Annotated in this window: 25 protein-coding genes; 10 read left to right on the forward strand and 15 right to left on the reverse strand. The window is 70.5% G+C overall.

Annotated features, from left to right (window positions below):
• Together GF068_RS33510 and GF068_RS33515 are read right to left on the reverse strand one after the other, a co-directional pair.
• Complete coding sequence (locus GF068_RS33510) at positions 1-879, reverse strand: 1-acyl-sn-glycerol-3-phosphate acyltransferase (protein WP_153823599.1); 879 nt, start codon at positions 877-879, stop codon at positions 1-3.
• On the reverse strand, positions 876-1,649 hold the full coding sequence (locus tag GF068_RS33515) for an alpha/beta fold hydrolase (protein ID WP_170319836.1): 774 nt from the start codon (positions 1,647-1,649) through the stop codon (positions 876-878). Before GF068_RS33515 ends, GF068_RS33510 begins: the two co-directional genes overlap by 4 nt.
• A 394-nt stretch (positions 1,650-2,043) precedes the next feature.
• On the opposite strand from GF068_RS33515, the gene GF068_RS33520 reads away from it, so the two are divergent.
• The 3 genes from GF068_RS33520 to GF068_RS33530 are packed head-to-tail and all read left to right on the forward strand — an operon-like array spanning position 2,044 to position 4,206.
• A complete protein-coding gene (locus GF068_RS33520; protein WP_170319837.1) occupies positions 2,044-2,535 on the forward strand; it encodes a hypothetical protein in 492 nt (163 codons plus the stop codon).
• 31 nt (positions 2,536-2,566) lie between these two features.
• Complete coding sequence (locus GF068_RS33525) at positions 2,567-3,511, forward strand: ABC transporter permease (protein WP_153823602.1); 945 nt, start codon at positions 2,567-2,569, stop codon at positions 3,509-3,511.
• A gap of 23 nt (positions 3,512-3,534) precedes the next feature.
• Complete coding sequence (locus GF068_RS33530) at positions 3,535-4,206, forward strand: hypothetical protein (protein ID WP_153823603.1); 672 nt, start codon at positions 3,535-3,537, stop codon at positions 4,204-4,206.
• A gap of 1 nt (position 4,207) precedes the next feature.
• On the opposite strand, the gene GF068_RS33535 is transcribed toward GF068_RS33530, so the two are convergent.
• Together GF068_RS33535 and orn are read right to left on the reverse strand one after the other, a co-directional pair.
• Entirely contained in the window at positions 4,208-5,095 is an 888-nt protein-coding gene (locus tag GF068_RS33535; RefSeq protein ID WP_153823604.1) for a hypothetical protein, read from the reverse strand.
• Between the two features lie 72 nt (positions 5,096-5,167).
• Positions 5,168-5,731 (reverse strand): oligoribonuclease, encoded by a 564-nt coding sequence (orn, locus tag GF068_RS33540; protein WP_153823605.1) that lies wholly within the window; start codon positions 5,729-5,731, stop codon positions 5,168-5,170.
• Between the two features lie 113 nt (positions 5,732-5,844).
• Between orn and GF068_RS33545 the strand changes: the two genes are divergently transcribed.
• The gene (locus GF068_RS33545) at positions 5,845-6,921 is read left to right on the forward strand and encodes a cation diffusion facilitator family transporter (RefSeq protein WP_153823606.1); all 1,077 of its coding nucleotides are present in this window, start codon (positions 5,845-5,847) and stop codon (positions 6,919-6,921) included.
• Positions 6,922-6,944: 23 nt separating this feature from the next.
• Here the strand turns inward: GF068_RS33545 and GF068_RS33550 are convergent, their stop codons facing one another.
• Together GF068_RS33550 and GF068_RS33555 are read right to left on the reverse strand one after the other, a co-directional pair.
• On the reverse strand, positions 6,945-8,156 hold the full coding sequence (locus tag GF068_RS33550; RefSeq protein WP_153823607.1) for a CAP domain-containing protein: 1,212 nt from the start codon (positions 8,154-8,156) through the stop codon (positions 6,945-6,947).
• A gap of 17 nt (positions 8,157-8,173) precedes the next feature.
• A complete protein-coding gene (locus GF068_RS33555) occupies positions 8,174-9,412 on the reverse strand; it encodes a tetratricopeptide repeat protein (protein ID WP_170319838.1) in 1,239 nt (412 codons plus the stop codon).
• Between the two features lie 179 nt (positions 9,413-9,591).
• Between GF068_RS33555 and GF068_RS33560 the strand changes: the two genes are divergently transcribed.
• From GF068_RS33560 to GF068_RS33575, 4 genes are all read left to right on the forward strand, one after another.
• Positions 9,592-11,061 carry an MlaD family protein gene (locus GF068_RS33560; protein ID WP_240807767.1) on the forward strand — a complete coding sequence of 490 codons (1,470 nt, stop codon included), beginning with the start codon at positions 9,592-9,594 and terminating at the stop codon, positions 11,059-11,061.
• A 179-nt stretch (positions 11,062-11,240) separates the two neighbouring features.
• On the forward strand, positions 11,241-11,693 hold the full coding sequence (locus GF068_RS33565) for a hypothetical protein (RefSeq protein ID WP_153823609.1): 453 nt from the start codon (positions 11,241-11,243) through the stop codon (positions 11,691-11,693).
• A gap of 286 nt (positions 11,694-11,979) precedes the next feature.
• Positions 11,980-13,044, forward strand: coding sequence for a hypothetical protein (locus GF068_RS33570; RefSeq protein WP_153823610.1), 1,065 nt, complete (start codon positions 11,980-11,982; stop codon positions 13,042-13,044).
• 56 nt (positions 13,045-13,100) lie between these two features.
• The gene (locus tag GF068_RS33575) at positions 13,101-14,732 is read left to right on the forward strand and encodes a multiheme c-type cytochrome (RefSeq protein WP_153823611.1); all 1,632 of its coding nucleotides are present in this window, start codon (positions 13,101-13,103) and stop codon (positions 14,730-14,732) included.
• Between the two features lie 48 nt (positions 14,733-14,780).
• Here GF068_RS33575 and GF068_RS33580 read toward each other — a convergent pair whose 3' ends face one another.
• Positions 14,781-15,500 carry a small ribosomal subunit Rsm22 family protein gene (locus GF068_RS33580; RefSeq protein WP_153823612.1) on the reverse strand — a complete coding sequence of 240 codons (720 nt, stop codon included), beginning with the start codon at positions 15,498-15,500 and terminating at the stop codon, positions 14,781-14,783.
• 157 nt (positions 15,501-15,657) lie between these two features.
• Here GF068_RS33580 and GF068_RS33585 point away from each other — a divergent pair, with 157 nt between their 5' ends.
• On the forward strand, positions 15,658-16,860 hold the full coding sequence (locus tag GF068_RS33585) for a hypothetical protein (RefSeq protein ID WP_153823613.1): 1,203 nt from the start codon (positions 15,658-15,660) through the stop codon (positions 16,858-16,860).
• Here the strand turns inward: GF068_RS33585 and GF068_RS33590 are convergent.
• The 4 genes from GF068_RS33590 to GF068_RS33605 all read right to left on the reverse strand — a co-directional run bounded on the left by GF068_RS33590 (position 16,857) and on the right by GF068_RS33605 (position 19,749).
• Positions 16,857-17,267, reverse strand: a complete 411-nt coding sequence (locus GF068_RS33590) for a hypothetical protein (protein WP_153823614.1) — start codon at positions 17,265-17,267, stop codon at positions 16,857-16,859. The genes GF068_RS33585 and GF068_RS33590 overlap by 4 nt on opposite strands.
• A 158-nt stretch (positions 17,268-17,425) precedes the next feature.
• On the reverse strand, positions 17,426-17,965 hold the full coding sequence (locus GF068_RS33595; protein ID WP_153823615.1) for a hypothetical protein: 540 nt from the start codon (positions 17,963-17,965) through the stop codon (positions 17,426-17,428).
• Complete coding sequence (locus tag GF068_RS33600; protein ID WP_153823616.1) at positions 17,966-18,709, reverse strand: 3'-5' exonuclease; 744 nt, start codon at positions 18,707-18,709, stop codon at positions 17,966-17,968.
• A complete protein-coding gene (locus tag GF068_RS33605; RefSeq protein ID WP_153823617.1) occupies positions 18,706-19,749 on the reverse strand; it encodes a DsbA family protein in 1,044 nt (347 codons plus the stop codon). The genes GF068_RS33600 and GF068_RS33605 overlap by 4 nt, the downstream gene beginning before the upstream one ends.
• A 79-nt stretch (positions 19,750-19,828) precedes the next feature.
• On the opposite strand from GF068_RS33605, the gene GF068_RS33610 reads away from it, so the two are divergent.
• The gene (locus GF068_RS33610) at positions 19,829-20,575 is read left to right on the forward strand and encodes a response regulator transcription factor (protein WP_338046679.1); all 747 of its coding nucleotides are present in this window, start codon (positions 19,829-19,831) and stop codon (positions 20,573-20,575) included.
• Here the strand turns inward: GF068_RS33610 and GF068_RS33615 are convergent.
• From GF068_RS33615 to GF068_RS33630, 4 genes are all read right to left on the reverse strand, one after another.
• Positions 20,538-21,722, reverse strand: coding sequence for a metallophosphoesterase (locus GF068_RS33615; protein WP_338046680.1), 1,185 nt, complete (start codon positions 21,720-21,722; stop codon positions 20,538-20,540). The genes GF068_RS33610 and GF068_RS33615 overlap by 38 nt on opposite strands.
• 57 nt (positions 21,723-21,779) lie before the next feature.
• Positions 21,780-22,643, reverse strand: a complete 864-nt coding sequence (locus GF068_RS33620) for a hypothetical protein (RefSeq protein ID WP_153823618.1) — start codon at positions 22,641-22,643, stop codon at positions 21,780-21,782.
• Between the two features lie 220 nt (positions 22,644-22,863).
• Positions 22,864-24,933, reverse strand: a complete 2,070-nt coding sequence (locus GF068_RS33625) for a fibronectin type III domain-containing protein (protein WP_240807769.1) — start codon at positions 24,931-24,933, stop codon at positions 22,864-22,866.
• Positions 24,934-24,970: 37 nt separating this feature from the next.
• Entirely contained in the window at positions 24,971-26,833 is a 1,863-nt protein-coding gene (locus tag GF068_RS33630) for a SpoIVB peptidase S55 domain-containing protein (RefSeq protein ID WP_338046681.1), read from the reverse strand.
• Positions 26,834-26,836: the final 3 nt, after the last annotated feature.

Raw genomic sequence — 26,836 nt, forward strand, 5'->3', positions numbered from 1 at the left:
TCAGCCGAGGACGGGGAACTTGCGCTCGCCGTAGAGCTCGCCGAGGCGCTTGCGCATGCGGCCGACGACGAGTTCGAAGCCGGCCTGGACGATCTCCGGGTCCTTGGCGTGGTGGGGGCCGAGGTCCATCCCGAGCGCTTCGGAGAGGTGGATCGGGGGCAGGACCTCGGTCGTGATCTTGGCGGGCAGCGGGACGTGCGGCAAAAACGGCAGCGCCCAGACGCCCCACGGCAGCCCGCAGAGCAGCGGCCAGACGTCGGCCGAGCGCACGATCTTCGGGATGCCGAGCATCTTGGCGAGGTCGTGGCCACCCGAGAGGACGACGACGGTCTCGTGTGAGCCCGCGGAGACGACGGGCGTGATGGGCAAACCCCAGCGGATCGCCTGCGCGATGAAGCCCTTGCGGCCGCCGAGGTCGATATTGGCGCGGTGCCAGAACGGCCGGAACGACTCGCGCGCGGCGCCGGGGAAGATCAGGACGGATTGCCCGCGCTCGAGCACCGCGTCCATCGCATTCCGGTCGGCGCGGAGCAGCCCCGAATCCGCGAGCAGGCGTGAGAACGGGTCCCACAGGCTGTGCAGGAGGTCGTGGGTGAGGACGTAGAGGGGACGGTCGAACCCGAAATGGTCGTACCAGTGGACCCCGAGGCAAAGGCCATTGACGGGCAAGACGCCGCCGTCGTGGTGGGTGACGATGATCGTCTGGGACGACGGGATGTGCTCGGCGCCGCGGATCTCGCTCCGGAAATACGATTTCACGAGCCGCGAGATGATGCGGTGCGAGCGCCTCACGACGTCGGTCCGGATCTCGGGGACGGTGTGTCCGTATTTTCGTGAAGTATTGGGCGCGCTCGAATGCTGCGCGACTTCGGATTTCATGCGGGGATCGTCCTGGTCACCTCGGGCGCGCTCACGGAAGAACCGAAAAAGCCGTCGAGCGTCCGTACGACCTCGTCCGGACACTCGATCATGGGCAGGTGGCCGCACCCAGGAATTACCTTCATTATAACCCTGGGTAGCTTGGCTGCCACCTCCGCCGCGCTCTCCTGCGGAATCAAGCGGTCCTTTTCGCCCCAGACGACGAGGACGGGCATGGCGAACCGGTGCGCGTTCTCCAGGATGGTCGGCGCCACCAGGTCCTTCGCGAGGTCGTGGAACACCTTCGCCATTTCGTCGATGGTGGGGTGGATGGGCCTGTCGAGCTGGTCTTTCACGAATTTCCGGGTATACGCGTTCCGCGCGACGAACACGCGGTCGAGCATCGGCATGGCCAGCCGGTCGAGCGTCCGGGCGAGGACCCAGGGCTGAAGGAGCGTCTCGGCGAGCCACGGGGTCCCGGGCGGGTACCTGCGCATCCCCGCCGCGCCGATGAGCACGAGGCGCTCGACCCGCTCCGGCGCCTCGAGCGCCGCCCGCGCCACGACCTGCCCCCCGGCCGAGTGCCCGACGAGCGTCGCGGAGCGCATCCCGCGCTCGTCCATCCATTCCAGGAGCGTGTCGGCGTACCCCGCGATCGTGTTTCTCGTCCGCGGTTTGTACGAGAGCCCGCAGCCCGGCAGATCGAGCCCCGCGAGGCGAAATCGACCAGCGAGGGGCGACAAGACATGCTCGAAGTGCGTGAAATCACCCACGAGTCCGTGGACGAACACCACGCTTTCCCCCTCCCCGGCGTCAAAGTAAGCGACGCTCCCACGCCGGAGCGCGGCATGGCGCGTAGGGAATGGAAATGACTGCGAACGCCCCTGACCCTGGCCACCGGATACGATCACGCGCCCGAGGGTACTGACGGGGCGGGCGGCGTCGAGCGAAACCAACCACGCGCCGAACCCGCGAAATATTGGCCACATCACGAAACCACGCGAAGGGCTGCTTTTTCACGTGGTGCTTCGTCGGGGCTCGACGTCGCGCCGGTATGGAAGTACATACGCCGCTCGCTCGGCCTCGATATCCGGGGCTGGAACGGGCAAGATGACACCTCCTCGAAATCGGCGAAGGTCGGCCTCTCCTCGGGTGGATTCCGAAAACCACGGCGAGGCGGGCTTCGTGCTCGCAAGCCGCGACGCGCAGGTCGATTGGGTCTTCGAGATCCTCTTCGGCAGAGGCGCGCTCGACAGGGACGACGCCGTCGGGCAAGCGCTCGACGCGCTCGTCCTGCTCGGGCTCGTCGACGAGGAGGACGAAGCGAAGAAGGCCAAAGCGCGCGTCGCCGTCGAGCGCGCGATCGACAACGGCATGCGCGATGGCCGCTTCGATCGGCCGAAGCGCGGCCAGATCCGCGCCATTCGTTCGGACGCGAAGGATTATTCGTCCGAGGATTGGACGCTCTGCCTGATGAACGCGCTCGACCGCGAGCCGACCGACCGGGACGCGGCGCTGCGCTTCGCCGCCTACTGGGCTGCGTCGAACACGGGTCTCGCCTTTGTGCGTTTGCAGCGCGGCGGCTCGATCCTGACGGGCCTCGACGGCGCGCTCGAGTCGGCCCTCCAGCGGGGCCGCTTCCTCGACGTCGGCGGCGGCTGCATCCGCAAGGTCTGACAACCGATCGCTTCGTGATACGTTCCGCGCCATGTTCGGCCGGATCGGCGTCATCGCCCTGAACACGTACCGCGAGTCGGTGCGCGCGCGTATCCTGCTCGGGCTCGCGGCCGTCGCCTTCGCGGTCTCGCTCTACTCGCTCGTGGTCGGGGCCTTCACGCTGAAGAACGCGCCGCGCGTGGTGAGTGACCTCGGCGCGGCCTCGATCTCGATCTTCAGCCTGGCCGTGGCGATCATCATCGGCGCGACGTCGCTGCACCGTGAGCTCGAGCAGAAGACGCTCTTCCCCATCCTCGCGCGGCCGATCCGCAGGAGCGAGTACCTCGTCGGCAAGTACCTCGGCACGTTGCTCACGATCGCGGTCTTCGTGATGGCCGACGCGGGCCTCGTGCTCCTGCTCAGCGCGGCCCTCGGCGCGGGCGTGTCACCCCTGCGCATCTACAGCATGATCGCCCAGGCGATCGTCTGGCTCGTGCTGATGGGCGTCCTCGGCTGGCGTCTGCCCTCGATGCGCACCTACGGCGTGATCCCGTGGGCCCTCGGCATGCTCGTGCTCGGCGTCGTGCTCTCGGACGTCGCGCCCGACGAGCGACGCGTGGTGCTCGCGTCGAGCCTGCTCACGATGCTGGAGATCGCGATCGTCGCGGCGGCCGCGACCCTGTTCTCGTCGTTCTCCACGCCGTTTTTGTCGGCGCTCATGACGCTCGGCGTGTGGGGCGTCGGGCGCCATGCCGATAACCTCGCGCGCTTGCCGGTCAAATCGTTCGGACAGACGATTCACGACATCGGCGTCGCCCTTTCGAAGATCGTACCGAACCTGCAGATCTTCGTCCCGCCGCGCCCGCTCCTCGTCGGCGAGGCGATCGACGTGAAGCTCTCGTCGTACCTCGGGATGGCTTCGCTCACCTCGCTCGGCTGGTCGCTGGGCCTCCTGGCGGTGGCTGCGCTCGTCTTCAACGAGCGTGATTTCTTGTGAGCGACGCGAAAGCTCCTCCCCCGATGTCCCCCGCGCGCGCGCGCCTCTTCACGCGCGCCCTGCGCGCGCTCGCGACCGTGGGCTTCGTCGGGCTCGTGCTCGGCGCGGTGACGGCGCGGGTCGTCTGGTCGGGCGAGTCGGAGATCGCGGAGAGCACGGCGGCGCTCGAGCGCGGCGATGCCTACGAGGCCACGGTGCGGGCGCGCAGGGCCGCGGGCTGGTACGCGCCGGGCGCGCCACACGTGCGGGTCGCGTACGAGCGGCTCGGGGCGATCGCGACGACCGCGGAGGGTCTCGGCGATCGGGACCTCGCGCTGCTCGCCTGGCGCGGCATCCGCACGGCGGCGCTCGAGACGCGCTGGCTCGTCATTCCGCACGCGGAGGACCTCGACCGCGCGAACCTGGCCATCGCGCGTATCGAGGCGGCGGCGCCGCGGCCCCCGGGCACGCGGACCGAGCCGCCGCAACGTATCGAGCAGCGGCAGCTCGCCGCGCTGCTCCGCGACGAGGCGCCTCGTACACACTGGGTCGTCCTCTTGCTCGTCTCGTTCGTCGCGTGGGCGGGCGGAGCGGCGTGGGCCGTGCGCCGCTCGAGCGACGCGCCGGGCGCCTTCGACGTCGCCCGCGCGCGCGCCGGTGTGCTCGTCGCGCTGCTCGGCGTGGCTCTCTGGGTGCTCGCGCTCTGGCGCGCTTGATTCAGGGTCTGGCGAGGCCCATCTCCGAGGCCACGCCCGTCCCGGGCGAGGAGGCGACGACGGGGGCCGGCAAGAGCCGCGGCTTCGGCTGCGCGCCGCGTGTCTCGTCGGCGAAGGCCACGAGCGCGTTCGTCTGGACATGCACGCGTCTGGCGAGCGCGCGGGCCCCGTCGGCGGCGATCTTGCCTTGCTCGTCGCGGTGCGAGCGCGCGGCGCCGATCATCTGCTCCTTCTTCGAGACCCTGAGCGGCTCGGTCACGGAGAACAGGATCGTCCCCGTGCGCACGTCGAGGAAATCGGCCTGTGCGATGCCGTGGCTCTCGACCGTGACGCCCGGCGCGAGGAACATGCCGATCACCGTGGGATAGAGCCAAGCCCAGCCGTTCAGGTGCGTGCTGTCCTCGAAGCGCTCCGAATACAACACGAGATACCGGAGCCGGTAGCGCGCGGCGATGACGCGCAGGCCCTCGATACCGCCCACGTTGGGCAGGTCGGTGGAGATGTCGGTGACGGCCGAGAAGTTCGGGTTCCCGGCGAGGGCCTTGGCGAAATGGTGGGACGCCGTGTTGCGCAGGCCGAGCGAAGGCGCGCCTTTCGGGTCGAAGGGCTCGGCCAGGGGAATGACGCCGATACGCGCGGGGAGCTGCAGATCGATGGGCGCTTCGAGCACGCGTTGCAGGTCCTGCTCCGTGAGCGCGCCGGTCACGTCCCTCGTGAAGTAGGAGCGCTCGAGGGCGGGCTGGCTGGGCATGGCCATCTCGGGCCGCGCGGCGCCGGCCATGGCGTGGGGTTCGGCGGCCATGGGCGGCGCGCTGCCGCAGCCGGCGAGCAGCGCGAGGGAGGCGAGGGCGGGCGCGAAGGTCGAGGCGAGGCGGTTCGAGGCGATCATGGCGGCTATCCGTTCTCCGTGGCGTGTGCATCGGGAACGAGGACGCCGGCTTCGCCTTACACGGCGATCTCGCTAGCCCTGGGCGCGCGCCGCGAGGGGGGCGAAGAGCAGCGACCGGTAATGGGCGAGCTCCTCGATCGATTCGCGGATGTCGTCGAGCGCGCGGTGCGTCTCCTTCTTCTTCGGCGCTTGCCGCGCCGGGCACCACCGCTTCACGAGCTCCTTCAGCGTGGACACGTCGATCATGCGGTAATGCAGGTGGGCCACGAACGCGGGCATGTACCGCTCGAGGAACTCGCGGTCCTTCCACACGGAGTTGCCGCAGAGCGGCGCGGTCCCCTTCGTCACGTGCTTCTGCACGAAGGCGAGCGTCTGCGCGGCGGCGTCTTCGAGCGAGACCGTCGAAGCGGGGATCCGCTCGAGCAGCCCCGATCGGGCGTGCAGGTCGCGGACGAAGTCGTTCATCGTGGCGAGCACCTCCGGCGGCTGGTGGATGACGAGGTTCGGCCCCTCCTCCACCACGCGGAGGTTCGAGTCCGTGATGATCGTGGCGATCTCGACGATCACGCAGCGCTCCGGATCGAGCCCAGTCATCTCCAGATCCACCCACACGAGGCGGTCCGACGGTTCGGCCATGGCGCGGAGCATAGTCAACGAAGCCCCGCCCGCCCAAGATTTGGACCCGCTCGGCTCGTCCGCCGCGTCGATCGGGGCCTTCGCCCGCTCGTGGATGGACTACCCTCCGGGCCATGGCACGTGCGGCGCAGCCGGACGAACACGCGCATCACGACCACGCGCATCACGACGATCACGATCACGCGCACGCGCACCACGATCACGACCACGACCATGGCCACGCGCATGGCCTGAGCGAGCTGCGGCGCACGCCGATCCGGCGGCTCGTCATCGCGTTCGCGATCACGGCCGGCTTCATGGTCGTCGAGGCGATCGTCGGCTTCTTGTCGGGCAGCCTCGCGCTCCTCGCGGACGCCGGGCACATGCTCGCGGACGCGGCGGCGCTCGCGCTCGCCATGATCGCGCAGCGCATCGCCTCGCAGCAGCGCACGCGCGCCCGCACCTACGGGTATCGCCGCGCCGAGGTGCTCGCGGCCTTCGCGAACGGCGTCGCCCTCGCGCTCACGGCCGTGTGGATCTTCGGCGAGGCCGTGCAGCGCTTCCAGGAGCCGCGCTCGATCGACGGCACGGCCATGACGGCCACGGCGGTGGTGGGCCTCGTGGTCAACCTGCTCGCCGCGGCGGTGCTCTCGATCGGCGAAAAGGGGCACAACATCAACACGCGCGCCGCGCTCGCGCACGTCCTCTCCGACGCGCTCGGCTCCGTCGGCGCGATCGTGGGCGGCGTGCTCGTCCTCTCGCTCGGCTGGACCCGCGCCGACCCGATCATCAGCGGCGTCATCGCGCTCCTGATCTGCTGGGGCGGCTTCAAGCTCGTGCGCGACACCTCGCACGTGCTCATGGAGGGCAGCCCCATCGAGATCGACATCGCGCACGTGGAGGAGACGCTGCTCAAGGTCCCCGGCGTCACGGGCTTCCACGACCTGCACGTCTGGTCGATCTCGGAGGGCTTCGACGTGCTCACCGTGCACATCGTCATCGCCCGCGGCTTCCACGGCACCGACGTCGTCCAGGCCGTCGCCGCGCGCCTGCGCGAGGCCCACGGCCTCGAGCACTGCACGATCCAGCCCGAGCCCACCTCCGAGCCCCAGCTCGTGCCCCTCCGGCGCAAGTCGCACACGGAAATTCCTTCGACCTCAAACGAACCGAAGCTCCCCCTCTCCCGTGAGGGAGAGGGGGATGGGGGGTGAGGGAAGGGTACGAGCTGATCGTCTCAGGGCCCGGAGAACATCTCCGTCACCCAGTACGACCCGTCGGCCGCGCGCGCGACGGCCACGCCGACCTTCGTGAACCGCTCGAGCAGGAGGTTGCCGCGATGCGACGGGCTCGCCCAGAGCGCCCGATGCGCGTTCGGCAAGGAGCTCGCGCTCGCCACGTTCTCCCCGGCGATCGCCGCCTTGATCCCCGCCGCCTCGATGCGCTTGCGTGGATCGCCGCCGCCCACGTCGTGGCCCACGATCCGCGCCTTCATCATCTCCTCCGAGTGCGCCTTCGCGACCTTGTCGAGCGCCGGATCCCGCACGAGCGGCTTGCGACCCTCGGCGATGCGCGCCGCGTTGATCATGCGCAGCATCGCGTCCGCGTCGTCCTTCGCGCCCGCCGCGGCCTCCTCGCCCGGCACCGCTGCGCGCACGAACGCGCTCGGCGGCTTCTGCCCCGCGTAGATCGTCGTCTCCAGCACGGGCCGCGGACCCGTCGACACCGTGGCGAGCACCTGCACGAGCCACGCGCCCGGCTGATCCACCGCGAACGTCGAGCGAATCTTGCCCCCCGACAGCGAGCTCGGCACCGTGCGCGGCGCCGCGCGTGGCCCGAGCAGCACCACCTGCACGCCCGAGGCTGGCACGAGCATCGTCCCTTCCAGCGTGATCCACTGCCCGACCCGCGCGGACGTCGTCACCGGCGCCATGTCCGCGAGCGCGTCGAACGTGATCACCGTCGCGACCCCGGCGCCGTTCTCCCCGTCGAGCTTCGCGACCCCGCATCGCCGCTTGCCGAGCGTACGAATGCCGCCGATCCACCCCTTGAACCGCGCCTCCGTGTCTGCGTCGTCGAGGTTCTGCCCCGAGAGCGACCACGCCTTCGGCCACACGTGGGGATCTCCCGCGGCGCGCAGCGCGAAGGCGAGCTCGTCGGCCGTCAGCGCGCTCGCGCCGTCGAGCTGGCGCCGCGCCACGATCCCCGCGACGTCCATGAGCGCGCCGTCGGCGGGCCCGCAGAGGCCGAGGAGCGACGCCTCGCGTGGCGTGGTCTTCGGGGCGGCGGGGCGGGGGGACGAGACGGACGGCTTCCAGGTGACGCGGAGCGCGCCGGCTTCGGCGGTCGCGACGAGCGGCAGGACGAGGGCCGTGAGGGCGGGCAGGGCGCAGGCGAGGGCGTGGAGGAGGGACGGACCGCGGTGCAAACGGCGCGAATGCGTGTTCATCGACGACCTCCGGGGGGTCAACGCGCCGCCGTGTACACCCCTTGGTCGGGGTCGGCGACGAGCGGCGCGCCGAGCATCGTGCGTTCGACGTAACGCACCATGGCCCGATGCACTTCGCGTGGGGCCACGCGCGCTCGCTCGGGACGGTGCCGGCCCAGGATCTCGGTCATCACGTAGCCGCCGAGGCCTTCGTCGCGGGCGATGTCGACGAGCGCGTCCATCGTCGGATCCGCCGCTCCTTTGCCCGACATCCGCGCAGCGACGTACACCCCGATCGCCGACTCCATGCAGATGAGCTCTTCCATCATGGTGAGGTGGTAGGGCACGTCCTCCGGCTGCTCGAAGATCCGGGCGCGGACCTTGGGCTCGTAGCGCATCACGGCGCGGCATCCGGCGTAGATGCGCGCCGGCTCGCCGCCCGAGGAGCCGACGTGGATCGCGCCCGCGCTGTCGACGTCGACGAAGACCCGGAAGAGGGGCAGCCGCGTGAGGCGCGACGAGGCGAGGCCGTTCGTGAGCCTGTCCGCGAGCGCGAGGGCGCGGCGCGAGGCCGGCCAGTAGGCGATGGCCTCGGCGAGCCAGCGGCGCGCCTCGTCGCGATCGCCGCGTTTTGCGGCGAGCTCGGCGATCCCGAGGTGCGCCGTCGCGAGCGTCGGATCGATGATGACCGCCTCCTCGAACGCGTCGCGCGCTTCTTTCGCCTGGCCCTTCGCCGCGAGCATGTCGCCGAGCTCGAGCGCGATCGCCGCGGCGGGCGTCGCGACGAGGGCGGCCCGGAACGCGTCGGAGGCGGCCTTCGTATCGCCGACGTCGCGCTTCGCGCGGGCCGTCGCGAGCGAGGCCTTCGCCTCCTCCGAGAGCTTCACCTCGGTCAGCGTGAGAGAGCGATCCTTGCGGCTCATCTCCGCTGCTTGCCAGGGATCCGGTTCTGCGGATGGGGGCGGGCCGTACTGCGCGATCAGGTTCGCGAGCTCCGGCGGCGCGTCGTCGAGCGAGTAGAGCCGCGGGGATTTGTCGATCACCGTCACGATCAGGCTGGAGAAACGCAGCGTCCTGCGCAGGTCGTCGACGCGCGCCGGGCCGGCGTACTCGAAGCGGCCGAGGTCGGGATAGACGGGCGCCGCGGGCGTCTGAATGGGCGTATCGACCGGGGCGAGCAGGGCGCGCTGGGCGGCGGAGTACGCGGGGAGCCACGCGGGTGCGCCCGACCGCGCCTGGATCTCCGCGGCCTCGGGCGACGGGGGTGCGGGGGTCATCGGTGTGGCGCCGGCGCAGCCAACGCTGCCGAGCGCGAACGTGACGAGCGCTGCCCGAGCTCCACGCATGCCTTTGGTGGTAGCAAATTTCGGCGCGCCTGACACTCGCCGGGTGCGCACGCGGATGACCACGCGAGAAGGAGCGTCTCTTCGGCTTTTCCGTGGTACGCTCGGCCTGCTTGGGCATCGAGGTCAATAGAGGCGCCAAGGTCGGGCTGATGACCGTCGCGCTCGCGGCGGCGGCGTGGGGCGCGTATCGCTTCATCTCGCCGGACGCGGGTACGGAGAACGGTTATCGCGTCTGGGCGCATTTGCCCGACGTCACGGGCGTCGCGCCGCACTCGCGCGTGATGATCCAGGGCATCCAGGTCGGCACGGTCGACCGCATCTGGCTCGACGGCGGCAAAGCGCGCGTCGACATCAAGATGTTCCCGACGGCCCCGCTCTTCGACGACGCGGCCATTGGAAAACGCGCGACGAGCCTCATCGGCGAATATTACATCGTGCTCGCGCCCGGGACGGAGGGTTTGCCCCGCATCCCCGACCAGGGGCAGATCAAGAACTACATCGAGGAGCCCTCGATCCAGTCCTTGCAGGGGCAGGTCTCGGAGATCCTGAAGGACGTCAAGACGGTCACCGAGTCCTTGAAGGGCACGGTGGGCAGCGACCAGGGCAAGGATCAGCTCGAGAAGATCCTGAAGAACCTCGCCGAGGTTACCGAGGCGCTGAACGAGACGGTCAAGGAGAACCGCACGGCGGTCCGCGACACGATCAACAACATCAACACGATCACCCAGAACTCGCAGCCGAACATCAACGCGATCCTCGACAACCTGCGGCAGGTGACGGGCGACGTCCGCAAGATGACGAGCGCGAACGGCGGCGACGGCGGCAAGGCGGGGGAGCTGCGCAGCGCGGCGGCGCGGATCGACAAGGCGACGACCTCGCTCGAGAGCGCGCTCGCCCACGCGGACAACGTCGCGGCGCGGATCGATCGTGGCGAGGGCACGCTCGGCAAGCTCTCGAAGGACGAGACGCTCATCAACGAGGTCGAGAGCGCGGTCGGCGACGTGGGCGAGCTCGTCGGCGGCATGGGCCGATTGCAGACGGTCGTCGGCCTGCGGACCGATTACAACTTCCTCGCCAATACCATCAAGAGCTACGTCGAGCTCCGCCTGCAGCCGGCCGAGGACAAGTATTACCTCATCCAGCTCGTCAACGACCCGCGCGGCCTCACCACGTTCGAGCAGATCGACGTGGACACGACGAACCCGAACGACCCGCCGCATTACCGCGAGGTCCGCACGACCACGACGAACGCCCTCCGCTTCTCGTTCCAGTTCGCCAAACGCCTCGGGCCCTTCACGGGCCGGTTCGGCATCATGGAGTCGACCGGCGGCCTCGGCCTCGACATGCACCTGCTCGACGATCGCTTCGAGCTCCGGCAGGACCTCTTCGGCTTCGGCGAGCAGATCTCCCCGCGCTGGAGGGTCGCGCTCGCGTACGAGTTCATCCGCAAGCTCTGGCTGCTCGGCGGCGTCGACGACATCCTGAACGCCGACCGGCGCGATTACTTCATCGGCCTTCAGCTCCGCTTCAACGACAAGGACCTGAAGACGATCCTGCCGTTCACGCCTCCGGTCTTCTGACAGCGCGCGTGGTGCGGAGCGCGCGCCGCGCCGATCTCTCCGCAGCCCGGCGCCGCGGCGCGCGCTCCGCAGCCGATTTCTCGCTGAAATCGCAGATCCGTGGCAGAAACGAGGTCGGCACGGGTCGTGCAATTCCTCTTCGCGAGCGCCGCGACAAGGCGCTGTCCAAGGAGCCAGCCATGACGCACCTCGCCTCGTTCTTCCGCCCCCTCGCCGTCGCCCTCAGCCTCGCTTTCGTCGCCGCGCCCACGGTCGCCTTCGCGGGCACGGACGCCGCCCCCGCCGCGGCCAAGGACGAGGCCGGCAAGAAGAAGCGCCCCGCCTTCCCGATCCCGGCCGACAGGTTCGAGCAGCAGGTGAACAAGCGCATCGAAAAGGTCCGCGAGCGCATGGAGAGCCGCATGAAGGCGAAAAACGTCCCCGAGGCCAAGCGCGAGAGCCTCCGCAAGGCCTTCGACGCCAAGGCCACCGAGATCCGCGCCGCCGCCAAGCGCGTCGGGCAGGACGGCACGGTCACGAAGGACGAGGCCAAGGAGGTCCGCAAGCTCGCCCGCTCGCTGAAGCCCCACAAGGGCAAGGGCAAGGGCAAAAACAAGGGCCACCACGCCAAGAAGCACGGCCAAACCGCCTGACACGCGATCCGACCCGCCCCACCCCGCCTCGACCGGAGCCATCCGCTGTACTACTGAACAGCCGCACCCTGTACGCTCCGGTCGAGGTGCTCCCGAACAGGTGTCCGAACCCACGTCACGCCCGTTCGTCCGCTGGAACTTCAAGGGTTTTTCGGCGGTGGATCTCGCGACGAACCTGGATCGAGAGCCCGGTTGACATGTACTGAAACTTAGTTCAGTATCCGGCCGAGGTCGCGCCGCGCCCGGACGTGCTGCTCGGGCCTGCGCGCGCGCCCGGGAAGTCGCCATGGCTCCGCCCAGCGCCAGTCATCGTGTCGTTTGCCTCGGGGTGCCCGGCAAGTCGCAGCTCGGATGTGAAGAGATTAACGCCCGCGACGTGTTCCGCCTGTTCAGCGGAGCCCTCGCGCCGCCAGGCACCGTGGCCACGTGTCTCGTGGGCAACAGGGCCACGAAGAAGGCCGTGAAGGACGCGCTCGACGCGGCCTGCCGCGAGAAGTCGCCGTTTTTCGTGGTGTATTTCTCCGGCCGGGCCAGCGAAAAAGGGCTGCATGTGGCGGACGGGTGGCTCGGGGCCGACATCCTTGCTCGCCATTTCGAGCGCATCGCAGCGCCTTCGGTGCTGTTCGTGCTCGACCTCGTGGTCGGCGCCGTGCCCGATGACGAGGTCGTGCCGCAATGGGTTGAGGCGGTGGCGCGGGCCCGGAAGGGAATGCGGATCGCGGCGGCGCGGGCCACGCGGATCGGGGCAGGCGCGGAGGGCGAGGGGCGGGCGCGCTTCACGGGGGCGCTGCTCGAGGCGCTGCAAACCGCCGACGGAGACCTGGAGTTCCAGGGCGCCAAGTACATCTCGGATATGCGGGCGCTCGACCAGTCGGCGGGCATTCTTCAGAAGAGGTGGCACGCCACGTTCATGCCCGCGCGGATGGGCGCATTCGGGGATTTTCCGCTCGCGCGTTGCCAGGCCGACGCCGGGATTGGAAAAGGAACCGTCGTCGGGGTCGCTTCGGGCGCGCGGCTCTCCGCGACCGTGCGTTATTCCCTGGAGGGCCGCGCGCACGTGCCGACGGTGCTGCATTACGCGCTGGAGGATACAACCCACGAGGTGCTCGGCGAGGGCGAGGTGATGCTCGTCCCCGATCGAGAGGTCTTCGTCGGCCGCACGCGGGTTCGATTGCCCGCGCGCGTCCTCGCGGACCACCTCGTCTGGGGCCCGACGCTGGAGCTCGGCGAGCGGGTGCACGTCCGGTGGCGCTTCTCGCTGCGGGACGCGCGGGGCCGAACGCTCGATCGCAAGGTGTTCGGGCACGAATACGCGGCGCCGCCGAAGTCCTCCCGACGCTCACGCGCCTAGCTCCGGCCTCCGCGGCCCGGCTCCGGACGGCGGCGCGCTGTGCTACAAGCCTGCCGATGCCTCGCGCGCTCCCCAGCACGGCTCTCGTCATCTCTCTCGTCTTCGGAGCTACCGTGGCGGCGTGTCAGGGGTGCCGGACGCCTCCCGCCGTCACCGCGGAGGACGACGCGGCCCCGACGCAGCCGACGGTCCGGCTCTACCTGCTCAGCACGGTCGCCGGGGCGATCGAGCCTTGTGGTTGCACGAAGGACCAGCTCGGCGGCGTCGATCACCTGGCGGCCTTCCTCCGCGCGGAGTCGGCCGCGGCGCCTTCGAGCCTGGTGCTCGGCGCGGGGCCGATGCTCTTCGGCGAGCCCACGCTCCGGCCCGAGCAGGTGACGCAGCAGTCGTGGAAGGCCGAGACGCTGGCCGCGGCGGCGAAGGATCTCGGGCTCGTGGCCTGGGCCCCGGGCCTGAACGACTGGGCGGCGGGCGGCGAGGCGCTGTCGAAGTACGTGTCGACGGCCGGATCGGCGCTGCTCGCGGGCAACGTCGAGGGCGTGGCCGGCGTGACGGGCGTCGTGGTGCGCGAGGTGTCGGGCGTGAAGATCGGGATCGTGGGCGTGGCCGAGCCGCGGGATCGCGCGGGGAAGCTGCCCGACGGGGTGACGACGAAGCCCGCGCTCGACGCGATGCGCGCGGGGATCGCGGAGGCGAAGAAGCAGGGCGCGCGCGTGCTCGTGGGCCTGGCGGCGATCCCGCGCGGCGAGGCGCTGCGGCTCGCGGACGCGATCCCGGAGCTCGCGGTGCTGGTGCTCGGCAAGCCGCAGGAGGCCGACCACAACAACGACGCGCCGAAGCCGCCGATGCGCGTGGGTTCGACGCTCGTCGTGGAGACGTCGAACCACCTGCAGACGGTGGGCGTGGTGGATCTCTTCGTGCGCGGGCGCGACGCGGAGCCGCTCTCGTTCGCGGACGCGAGCGGCATCGAGCGCGCCGAGGAGCTCGTCTCCGTCGCGAACCGCATCCGTGACCTCGAGACGCGTATCCAGTCCTGGGAGAAGGGCGGCAAGGTGAAGGCCGAGGATCTCGCCGCGCGCAAGGCGGACCTCGAGAAGCTGCGCGCCGAGCGGGCGAAGCTCGAAGCGCCGAGCCCCGCGCCGAAGGGCAGCTTCTTCCGCTACAAGCTCGTCGAGGTGCGCGAGAAGCTCGGCGCCGACCCGTCGATCGCCACGAAGCTCGTCGACTACTACAAGCGCGTGAACGATCACAACCGCACGGCCTTCGCGGACCGCAAGCCCGCGCCCGCCGCGGAGGGGAAGGCGAGCTTCATCGGCGTCGAGGCGTGCACGGTCTGCCACGACGAGGAGCGCAAGGTCTACGACGGCACGACACACGCGAAGGCCTACGAGACGCTCGAGAAGGACCACAAGGAGTTCAACCTCGACTGCGTGAGCTGCCACGTGACGGGTTACGACAAACCCGGCGGTTCGACGGTCACGTTCGTGGACAAGTTCAAGGGCGTGCAATGCGAGGAGTGCCACGGCCCGGGGTCGCTCCACGCGCGCAAGCCGGACGCGAAGGACCTCATCATCCTGAAGCCCGATCCGCAGTCGTGCGTGTCGCAGTGCCACCACCCGCCGCACGTCGAGAACTTCGATCCGGTGGCGAAGATGGAGCTCGTGCTCGGGCCGGGGCACGGGAAATGAGCGGGCGCCGGGGTTCGTCGTAAAAAACGTTTTCCCGGGCAGGGTCGCTCAGCCGCGCGTGCTCGTCCCGGCGCTCGTCATGACCCGCGTCGTGTGGCCGTCGCCCTCGTCCTTGCCGGGCAGGGCGCGCTGGGCGCGGAGCACCACGCGGTCGCGGAAGCGGTAGGTGCACTCGATCGAGGAGAGGCCCGCGGCGTCGAGGCGCTCTTCGAGCTCGGGGAGCTGCAGCCTGCGCACCGGCCCGTCGAGCCCGCCGCGGGCCCAGGGCGCGCCGAGCGTCTCGGCGAGAAACAAGGCGCCCATCGGCGCGAGCATGGCCGCGAGCTCGGCGAGCGCGCGATCGAGCCAGGCGAGGCCGTCGCGCAGCGTGCCGGAGCGCAGCTCCATGACGGGCATGAGCACGCTGCCCGCCGTGACGACCGTGGCGAGGGGCGTGATGGCGAGCGCGCCGTCGCCGAGCCCCTGCGTGATCGACTTGATACGCGTCGAGGAGTGGGGGAGGGCCTCGGCGAGCGAACGTTCGGCGCGGATGATCTTCTGCACGTTCGGCTCGACGAGCGTGATGCGGCCGAGCTCGGGGTACGCCGCCGCGATGAGGCGCGTCAGCTTGCCCGTGCCGGCGCCGACGTCGACGAGGTGGGCGTCGGCGTCGAGCGGCGGGAGGGCGAGGACGAGCTCGCGGTAGTGCTCGGGCTCCCGCTCGGGTCCTGCCGTCCAGGTGGTGTCGTGCAGGTCGTACCAGTCGGGGTGCTCCCAGGGCGGCAACATACGCCGAGCCTATCCTGGACGCGCCGTCCGCGCCAAGCCCGGCCGCGGCGCCGGCGTGCGCCTGGGACAGGTTCGGCCGGACGCACGGGGGGCTCACCTGGACAAACGAATGGTTGCCGAACGGGAAGCCTGCATCTATACAGTTTGCCCTGGAACGATGTTCGTCCGGACAACCAACGGCGAGACGCACTGCGACGGCTTCGACGAGGTGGGGGCGCTCTTCGGGGGCGTCGTCTCGCTCGTGCTCGGGGGGCTGTTCATGCTGCTCTTCTCCGAACCCTCGCCCTCCGACCTCGGCTTCCTCGGTGTCGTTGCCTTTGCGTCCGCGGGCCGCCGGTATTCCCTGCGCATCGGGCGGGAGGGGATCCGGCTCACGCTTCATCGGTTGTGGTTCGTCCGGGTACAGCGGCGACATTCCTTGCTCGACGCGGACATCGACGTCCATTACGACCTCGACGAGGCGCGTCCGTGGGGGCTCGTGATCCGCGAGCTCCACGCCGATCCCGGCTTCGACAACGAGTCCGACGTGTTCGGGCCCCGGTTCGGCGAGGAGCGGCTCTTTCGGCTGCACGCGCGGCTCGTCGCCGCGCTCGACGCGGCGCGCGCCTCCGTCGCCGAGGAGCTGGCGCCGCCGGACTTCCGCAACGTCGGGCTCGGTCCGCAGGGGGGCGCGTTTGATCTCGTCCGGGCAATGCGCGACAAACGGGGGCGCCTCCGGCGGGTCCATTCGGTCTCGACGGTGTACGTCGGCGAGGTCGCGGTGCCGCCGGGGTCGACGTTCCATTTCAATGAGGACCGCTTCCTCGATCCGCGCCGGGACGATCGGCTGCGCGAGGTGGTGCTCGGCGGGCCGATCCCGCTGCTCGGGATGACGGTCCGCCCGGGGGCGAGCCTCGTCTTCGCCCCTTCGGGCCGGTTGTCGAGCCTGCGTGGCGCCTTCGGCCCGGAGGTGGAGATCGACGGGACCTGGGTGGACGGGCGGGAGGTGCTCTCGTTCGACGAAGAGGGCGAGCTCATCAGCTTCACGCTGGGCCGGGACGGGCGCGCGGCCGGCCGTCGAATCCCCAGAGGCAGCCGTTTTCAATGCTGGATCGGGGACGGAATCTTGCCCACGCGCTGGACCGTTCGTCTCGGCGGACCCATCGCGTTACCCGACATCACCCTCCGCGCGGGGGAGTCGATCGAGCTCTCGGACGACGTCGCCGAGGTCACGGCCATCAACCCGCGTCGCGACGTGAAGACCTACGGGCTCGTGGTGCGGGCCGGGATCGTGCCGATCCCGCTCTGCAAAGACGGGCGGATCGACGTCGCGGGTTGCTTGAAGTGTGGAATTTTCCGGGTGGGAGCCGAAACCTGCTAATTGGGCATCGGCGGCGTCGGCACGAAGAATCCTTCGAATTCGTCCCAGCCCTCCCGCGGGCCGGGGAAGCCGAGCACGGCGAGCGTGCGGCGGGCCGGCAAGACGACCGCGGGGGGCAGCTCCTCCTCGGTGGGCGCGCCGCCGGGCAGCGCCTCGCAGATCGCCTCCACGAGCGTCGCGGCCTCGACCACCCGCTCGACGTCACCCGACAACGAGCCGCTCCGAGCCCGAATGCCCTCCGCCGTCCGCACGAACGCGCGGAGCGTCTCCGTCGCGGAGGCGAGCGCCTCGGGGCTGCTCGAGCGGACCGAGGCGAACACGCGAGGCGCCGCGAAAAGGAAGAGGAGGTTCATGCACTGGGACATCGCATGCGCGACCTCGGCCGCGCGGGTGGCGCTCGCATTCATGGCGGCCATCCTACACAAGTTTTCAGGGTCGGAAAAGCCCTTCGCCGCCTGCAGCACGGCCACGACACGACCCGAGGAGGGGCGCTCCGTCCACGATGGAGAATGGCGGTGCGACCACTCCGCCAGCGCAAGAAAAAACGGGTTTGACCCGTCAAACGCTAGGTTCCGGCGCCTCGACGCTCGGCGGGGTGCCGCCGCGTGTACCCCCATCGCGCCCCCAGAAACCCGCACCCGGCCCCGAGCCCGCCGAGGAGCACGAGGAGCGCCGCCCAGATCGGCGCGCCCGGGCCCGGCGTCGGCGCCGCCGCCGCGAGCGCCCACGCGAGCGCCGCCGCCACGAATCCGCCTACCGCGCCCTCCTTCGGCCCCGCCTTGCCGCCGAATCGACCCACGAGCAGCCCGCCCGAGAGCGTCGCCACCAGAAACCCCGCGAGCTGGAGCCCGATCAGCGCGAGCTGCGCCGAGAGCGGCACCGCCGTCCTCGCGCCCTCCGGCACCGGCACGCCGAGCTCGGCCTGATCGACGATCCGCGCCCCGAGCTTCGCCGCGATCGCCGCGAGCGGCAGCCAGACGAGGAACGTCGCGACCGCGCCGATCCCCGACCAGTGCCACGGCGGCCGATCCTCGGCGTCGGGCTCGTCCGGCGGCGGACCCGCTTGCACGAGCGGCAGGCGTCGCTTCTTGTCCGGCGCGTTCACCTAGCTCGGCCTGCGCCAGCGCGCGCGCGCCTCGTCCTGCATGCGGAGGAGCCGGCGCTGCTCCTGGATGAAGCTGCCGTACGCGCGAGGGACACGTGAATCCTTGGCGAGCGCGTAAAGAACACGCAGCGCCGCTTCGGCGTCGTCCGTGGCGCGGTGCGCGTTGACGAGCTCGATGCCGAGCAGCGCGGCCATGTCGCCGAGCGCGCGGCTGCCCTCGTGCTTGTAGAGCTCGCGCGCGAAGGTGAGCGGATCGATCCAGTCGACCTCGCGGCGCATCGCGGGTGGAGGGTTCTCCGGACGAACACCGGCGCGCTCGAGCTCGGCGAGCAAGAAGCCGCGGTCGAAGACGGCGTTGTACGCGGCGGGGATGGCGCCCGCGAGCGTCGCCAGGAGCTCGCCGACGATCTCGGGGAACGCGGGTTTGTCCGCGACGTCCTCGTCGCGGATGCCGTGCACGGCGGTGGACTCGGCCGGGATCGGGCGGCCGGGGTTCACGAGCCAGCTATGGCGCGCGACCACGTCGCCGCGCAGGCCGATGACCACGGCGACCTCGACGAGCCGGTCCACCGCTGCGTTGCGGCCGGTGGTCTCGACGTCGAGGAAGGCGATCGGGTGATCGATCCACGGCGCGCTCGCGTCGAGCTCGGAGGCGACGCCGACGGCGCGCACCTTGAGCAGGTGCGCGATGCCGGGGTAGTGCCTCCCCGTCGGGAAGCAGCCGCAAGGGTCGGCGACCTTCATTTCTTGGGCGCGCCCGCCGCCGGTGCCGCCGAACCTGCCGCAGGGATCGCCGAACCCGCCGCCGGTGCCGCCGAACCTGCTGCCGGTGCCGCCGAACCTGCCGCGGGGATCGCCGAGCTCGCGGGCTTCGCGGGCGCCGGCGCGGGCTTGATGCCGAGCAGCTCGAGGTCGAGCTGGATCCACTCCTCGAGGTCGCCGTAGAGATCCGTGAGTTTGCCGAGGTCGACCTCGCGGCCGTTGATGAAGACCGTGGGCGTGCCGTCGAGGCCCACGCCGTCGGCCTGCTTCTTGTCCTTCTCGATGCGGCTGACCGTGTCGTCCGAGCCCATCTCGGCGCGGAACTTCCCGAGGTCGAGCTCGAGCTTCTTCGCGTAGCTCTCGAGGTCGGACTGCTCGAGTCTGTCCTGGTTGTCGAAGAGGAGATGGTGCATCTCCCAGAACTTGCCCTGCTTGAACGCCGCGTTCGCCGCGCGCGCGGAGATCTCCCCGTGGGGATGGATGGCGAGCGGGTAGAACTTGTAGACCGCGCGGACCTGGCCCGGGAATCGCTTCACGAGGTCGTCGACCACCGGGTAAAACGCGCGGCACGCGGGGCACTCGAAGTCGGCCCACTCCACGAGGGTCACGGGCGCGTCGGGAGGACCGAGCTCGGGAGAGCCGTCGGTCACGAGCGTCCGCACTTTTTTGGGATCGAAGCGAGCCTTGTACGCTTCCTCGCGCTCGGACTTGCTACGCCCGGCTTGCACCTGCTTCAGCAGGAACTTCGCCGCGGGCAGGCACGCCTTGCAGGCCCGGTTCTCCTGGACGCACTGGCTGATCGGGACCGGGGTCTCGGGGCAGGGGGCGAGCAGCGTCGTGACCTGCGCCTGCCAGTCGCGTTTCTCCCGGGCCGTGAGCTGGCCGAGGTCGATGCCCGGGATGCTCGGATCGGGCGTCGCGGAGGGAGCCGTTTTCGAATCCGTCCGCTCGGACGAACCATGACAGGCGCCGCCGCTCCCGAGGAGGGCCAAGAGGAGTGGCGACCATCGCAGTAGGGCCATCGCGGCGCGAGCTTAGTCGGACGTACCGCGGCGCGCTAGCCCCGTAGCTCTGTCGCCCGACTGGGTGTAGCGTGTGCGCGTGCGGAGCATCTGCTATCGGTTTCCCGACCCTCGGCAGTTCGAGCAGATGATCGGTTCGGCGGGGGACTCCGAGCTCGAGCTCGGCCTTCCTTCCGGCGAATCGGTGGAAGACGGCGAGTGGGTGCTCGCCATCTTCGACGTCGGTCCGGAGAGACGGGCCACGTCCGCGGCGGCGCGCGCCTCGATCGGCCCGGAGGGTCCCCTTCTCGCGTTCGAACCTCGTGACTGGCGCAGGCTCTCGGACTTCGCGGCGATCGAGGCGTTCCATCGCCCCTCGTCGCGGCCGCCGCCCCTGCGCGCCTCGCAGCCGGAGATCGAGCTGCCGCCGAGCCTGCCGCGCTCGTGGCCCCCGAAGGGCGGCGAAGGCGCGCAGATCCTCGTCGTCGACGACGACCCCGACATCCGCGACGTGGTGAGCGCGATGCTCGAAGCCGTGGGCCTCGTGGTCACGACACGCACGAGCGCCGAGGAGGCGCTCGAGACCGTGCAGCGCGAGCGCTTCGACCTGCTCGTACTCGACTGGAACCTGCCGAAGATGACGGGCATCGAGCTCTGTCGGCTGATCCGGCGCGAGCTCAACGTGAGCTTGCCGGTCCTGTTCTTGACGGCGAACGCGTCGAGCCAGGACATGGTCGAGGCGTTCGCGAGCGGCGCTGACGACTACGTGGTCAAGCCCTTCCGCGCGCCCGAGCTCGGGGCGCGTATCTTCAGCCTGCTGCGGCGGACGATAGCTCGAGGAGCGTGATCTCCGCGGGCGCGCCCACGCGCATCGGCGGGCCCCAGTAGCCCGTCCCGCGGCTGACGTAGATCTGCGTGTCGCCGAGCTTGTCGAGGCCCGCGACGAAGGGCTGCTGCAGGCGCACGAGCATCGTCGCGGGGAAGATCTGCCCGCCGTGCGTGTGGCCGCTGATCTGCAGGCCCACGCCCGCCGCGGCGGCCTCGAAGATCTGGCGCGGCTGGTGCGCGAGCAGGACGAGCTCGCGGCTCGGATCACGGCCGGCGAGCGCCTTCGCGAGGTCGGGGCCGTGGCCCTTCGCGTACGAGCCGCCCGTCCAGTCGTCGACGCCCGCGAGGTCGAAGCTCGCCGCGCCCTCGCCGATCGTCACGCGCTCGTTGTGCAGCACGCGCACGCCGATCCGCGCGAGCTCCTCCATCCACGGCCCCACGCCCGAGTAGTACTCGTGGTTGCCCGTGACGAAGTAGACGCCGTACTTCGCGCGTAGATCCCCGAGCGGCGCGACGTGCTCGCGCAGCGCCTCGACCGAGCCGTCGACGAGGTCCCCCGTGATGACGACGACGTGAGGATCGAGCGCGTTCACGCGGCCGACGATCTCCGCGAGCCACGCGCGCCCGATCATCGGGCCGATGTGCACGTCCGTGAGCTGCACGATGCGGAAGGCCGACATCTCCTTCGGCAACCTGCGCAGCGCGACCGGCACCTTGCGCACCGCGACCTCGCCGAGCGCCTCCGCCGCGCCCGAGCCCGCGAGGCCAAACGTGATCATCCCGGCCGAACCGGCGATCGTGCGCGAGAGGAACATGCGCCGCGCCTCGTCGAGCGGGCGCGCCGAGAACTTCGAGAGCGCGTGCACCGCGGCGCGCATGGGCTCGCTGAGGAGCAGCGCCGAGGCGAGCAGCGCGGCGATCCCCATCCACGAGTACACGACGAACGAGAGCAGCGCGGACAACGAGCGCGGCAAGGTCCGCCCGAAGATCAGCGCCACGGGCAGCGCGACGCCGAGCCCGACGAGCAGGCGCTTGCCCCAGGTCTGCACGCGCGCGTGCAGCGCCGGCGCGCGCAACATGCGGTGCCAGAGGTAGTAGTGGACCGCGCCGACGAGCAGGGCGAAGACGCCGAGGAAGATCGCGTACTGGAGGAGGGAGCGCTGCACGGACGGAGGATGCCACGCGTTCGCGCGGGGCGCTCCGCCCAGGCCGCTTCGATCACACTACTTCACGCAGACGCCGATGCCGTCGGGGAAGCTGTCGGCGCCGCCCTGGCAGAACATGCCGTCGGGGCAGTCGCTCCCGCCCGTGTGGCAGAGCGCGAGGCACTTCTTGAACGCGGCCACGCAGAGGTAACCCGCGGCGCAGGGGCACGGATCGTCGAGGTAACCCGCGCCCGGATCGACGCAGCTCGTCGTGCCGTCCTCGCGCACGAGCGTGCACGTCTGGCCTGCGGGGCACGAGGTGTCGTCGAGCAGCGTGCACTCCGTCGCGGGGATACACACGGGGATGGCGAGCGGCGCGGCGTTCAGCGTGTCGTCGGCCATCGGCGCGGGCGCGCAGTACGTGTCCTCGGGGCAGGCCGCGACCGCGCCGCAGCAGTAGGGCCTGCACGAGCCGACGCTCGAGCCCGTGAGCGCGCAGCCGTGCCCCTGCACGCAGTCGCTCGCGCGTGTGCACGGGTCGCCGGTCTGCGAGAAGCCCGGCGTCAAACACTGGGCCGACGCGCCGTTCGGGGTCGGCACGATCTGACACGACACGAGGGGCGCGCCGTCCTCGGGGTTCATCGCGACGCTGCATCCGAGCGCGCTCTCGCCCGACATGCAGCCGGCGCCGCAGAGCTCGGTGTACGACGTGTTGCCGTCGGGCGCCGGGTTCGGCGAGGGGAACGTGATGTCGCCCGTGTTCCCGCCCGCGCCGCCGCCCGTGGGGGGCGGTTCGACCTCCGGGCCCGTGCCTGCGAAGTTGTCGCCCCCGCGATCGGACGCCAGCGAAGCGGTCTCGAACTGCATGCTGCATGCGCCGCCGAGGACAGACGCAGCCGCGAGCGAGGAGAGGAGGGAAAGCGAGGTGAGGAAGCGCTTCATGGTGGAGGCCATAAGAAGGGGTCGAGCGCGTGATGGAACGCCCGAGTTTATCACCGCGGCTCATTCACGTCCCGTGCCGCTCGCCGCTTCCGCACGGAGACGACGCGCCAAGATCCTGGCTCCCGCGCCAGGCATGACGTCCGTGTCGTGGCCTGATGTGTGAAGGGCACAGCCGCACCTCCCCTCTCCCGCGAGGGAGAGGAGAGGGGCTGGGGTGAGGTTACTTCGCTTCGACGTCGCGCGTGACCACGTTGCCCGCGCTGTCGTAGACGCGGACGGCCACGATGTGCGCCCCGGGCGGCACGATGGAGCTGACGTCGACGTCGAAGGCCTCCGCGGGCTCGTCGAGCACGCCGTCGCTCGGGAAGAGCGGGCGCCACTCGTCGGAGCCGGCGATCGAGACCTCGATGCGGGCGATGGGGCCGAGCCCGTCGACGACCTCGCCCTTGAGCTTGCGGCCTTGCATCGCGAGGGCCTTGTAGACGGGCGGCGTGTTGTCGACGAGGACCGTGGCCGACTCGAGCGAGTGCTTCTGCACGCGGTCGGGCGGGTTCGCGAGCTCGTCCGTCGCCTCGACGAGGATGCGGTAGGGGCCCTCGGGCAGGCCGGTCGTGTCCCAGTCGAGCTCGGGCCGCGTGAGCTTCTCGCCCGGCTTCTGCACGCTGCGCCACGTGCTCTGGCCTTCGAGGCGGTAGGAGACGCGGTAACGTAGCTCGTCCTGGTCGGGGTTGTCGACCTTCCACGTGAGCTTGAGCGAGCTCGACGGCTTCGGCGCCTCGCCGCCCGAGGAGACCATGCCCGTCTTGCCGCTGTTCTTGCTGCTGTTCTTCGCCGTCGCGTCGATCGACGTGACGACCGCGCGCGCGTTGTCGGTGACGAAGTAGAGCGTGACCTCGCGCAGCACGGCCTTCGGGTCGCGGCTCCATCGCGCGCGGATCTGCACGTAACGGCCCGGCGGGCTCTGGACGTCGCCGGGCGCGCCGAGGCCCGCCGACCACGCGCTCCACGTCGCGTCGGGCGTCTCGGTGTTGCCGCTGCGCGTGGAGAGCTCGAGCTGACCCTCCGAGCGCCACGCGAGGCGCCCGAACGTCGCGCGCAGGCCCGCGTCGAGCACCTTGCTCGTCCACACGGCGTCGGCGCCGCCCGTGCCCTTGATCTCGCGGAACACCACGGGGTCGGTGGTCGCGAGGAAGCGCTGCTTGCCGCTCACCACGATGGCGCCGATCTGGCGCTCGTCCGTGTCGGCCACGAGGCTCGCGACGTGCGCGTCGTCCACCGTGTAGATGCGGCCCTCGGCGCCCGTGCCGACGTACGGCGCGCCCGCGTCGTCGACCGCGAGCGAGACGTAGTGCGACTCGTTGTCCGTGAGGAGCTGCTCGGCGATGCCGTCCTTGCCGAAGCGGTAGAGCGCGCCCTTGCCGGGCTTGCCGGGCTTCGTCGACTGCGGGGCGGCGGGGCCGGCCTTGTTGCGCTTCGGCGGCGCGAAGCTCTCGGTCATCTTGTTCGCGACCACGAACATCGAGCCGCTCTTGTTGAACGCGATCGCCTTCACCTCGTCGGCGTCGAAGTCGTACGCGACCGTCGCGCGGCCCGGGCCCGTGATCTTGTAGAGCAGGCCCTTGCCGTTCGAGCCCGCGTAGAGCGCGCCGTCGTCGGCGACCGCGAGCGAGACGATGTGCGCCTCGTCGCTGTCGAAGTGGACCTGCGCCTTGCCCGCTTGATCGACGCGGAAGACCTTGCCCTCGGCGCCGGTCGCCACGTAGAGCGCCTTGTTCTTCGTGTCGAACGCGAGCGCCCAGACGTCCTCCGCGCCCGGCAGATCACCAAACGCCGCCGCGGGGCCGCCGTTGCCGCCGCCCGCGGGCAAGCGGTAGAGCTTGCCGTCGGGGAACGTGCCTGCGATGACGTCGCCGTTCCAGGCGACGACCATCGAGCTCACGGCCATCCCGCCCGTCGTCGCGACGAGCGTGGCCTTGCCGCCCGTGACCTTGAAGATCTTGCCGTCGCTGCCGGTGCCGAGCAGCACCGAGCCGTCGGGCAGCACGACGGAGCTCCACACGCTGCTCGCGTCCTGCACGGGGATCGAGCCGAGCGTGAGGCCCGCGCGCACGTTGCCGTTGGAGTCGACGCTGACGCCCGTCAGGTCGCCGCCCTTGAGCTCTTCGATCGTGTCGAGCTGGAAGGTGCGGGTGCCGACGGCGCGGGCCGTCTGCGCGGGGACGACGGCGGCGGCGAGGACGAGCGCGCCGATGCCGAGGCGCGCGAGCTTTCCGGGGGAGAGGCGTGTCATGCGAGGAGCTTTCTTCGGGCGGAGGAGGGAGGGAGGTTCAGCGAAGGACGTCACGGACTTTCACGCGCACGGTGTCGCGACCGACCATGAACTGCTTCAGCGGCACGGCGGTCTGCACCTGCGCGACGAACATCTCGGGCATGTCGGAGTCGGTGCTCGATCGGAGTGTGTCGAGGGCGCCGGCGGGCAGGCGCGAGGCGAGCTTGCCCTTGTAGGAGGCGCCGTTCTCGCGCAGCCGGAACGAGGCGACGATGCTCTCCGGATCGAAGGTCTGGTTCGGCAGGTTCGCGACGAGCTGCGCCACGGTCTCGGGCGAGGGCAGCGGGCGCTCGACCTCGTAGCCGGGGGCGAGCTCGATCTCGACGTCGCGGCCCGCGAGCTCCTTGGGCACGTCGACCTCGATGATCTTCGTCTCGGTCTTGCCCTGGAAGCGCTGCAGCTCGAGCTGGATGCGCACCTTCGAGCCCGCGTCGATCTCGGCCTCGAGGACCTTGGCGCCGCGCAGCGTGACGACCTCGCGCTCGTAGGAGACGCGCACCTCGGTCTCGACGCCCTCGATGGTCACCTTCTCCCAGGGGTTGTTGAGGAGCGAGCCGACCGCGCGCACGAGGCGGCCACGCACGAAGTCCTCGGGGCCGGGCGGGTTGCCGCTGCCGGCGCCGAAGTCCGTCAGCGTGATCGTGCCCCAGCGGCCGATCTTGAGCTTGCTCGTGGCGCGGTAGGTGAGGTCGTTGCGCTCGGAGGCCGAGGTCTCGAACGCGTTGCCGATCGCCATCGCCACGAACGTGGGCGAGAGGAATTGGTCGTGCGCGATCTCCATGTTCCACGTCGGCTTCGGGATGCCCGGCGCCTGGATGGTGACCTTCATCGGGAAGACGGGCGCCTTCACGCCCGCGTCGACGACGATGGCGGCCTGGCGATCGTTGACGAGCGCGCCGACGGAGCGCACGGCCTCGCCGATCTTGAAGCTCCGGTTCTGGCTCGCCATGATCCAGTGCACGCGCGCGACGGCCGTGGGCAGGGCCTCGACGCCGCCGCCGAGCATGGGGTGACCGAAGGCGACGAGCTTGTCGCCGCTCACGCGCGTGACCGTGCCGAGGCCCATCGCGGACATGTCGCCGCGGATCATCTCGACGCCGATCGCGCCGCCGTCGACGAACTTCGTGGGCGCGTCGGGCGCGGGCTTCGTCGACGAGCCGCCGCCGGCCTGGAGCGGCTCGAGGCCCATGGGCCCGAGGATGTTCTGCGCGATGCGGAGCGACGTGCCCGAGAGGCCGCCGAGCATGATGGGCGTGGACGCGCGCGCGAGCGAGCTGCCCTCGGGCGGCGCGAGCATGCTGGCCGCGCGTGAGGCGAGCTGCGTGGCGTGCCCATGGAGGTCGTACCCCTCGGGGGCGCCGCGGAAGGCGCGCGCGTGTTTGTCGCGCTTGACCTTTCCTTCGTCCTCGGCCGAGGGCAGGGGGCTGCGTCCGGGCAGCGGCACGATGGCCTTGGGGATGGGGCGGGCCATCTCGTCGAGCATCGACTTGATGGGCGTGACGCCGGCGATGGGCTCGACGCCGAAGAGCCAGCCGTACGCGTAGGCGCCGATCATCTTGCCATTGAGGTAGATGGGGCTGCCGCTCATGCCGCCGACGGTGCGGGCGACCTCGAGGCGCGGGTGGTTCGGCGTCTTGATCAGGATCAGATCCTGGTTTGGCCGGAAATTGCGGAGCGTGGAGATGATCTCCACGTCGAAGCGCTCGGGGTTCGTCCCTGAGAACACGGTGAGGCCGTAGCCCTTCATGCCGGGTTTGACCTCGGAGACGGGCAACGTATCCGGCGGGTCCGTGATGGCCTCGGCGACGCCGACGCCCACGAGGGCGCTCGTGATCACGCCGAGGGCGAGGCCCGCGGGCACGAC

The sequence above is a fragment of the Polyangium spumosum genome (assembly GCF_009649845.1).
Classification (GTDB): Bacteria; Myxococcota_A; Polyangia; order Polyangiales; family Polyangiaceae; genus Polyangium; species Polyangium spumosum.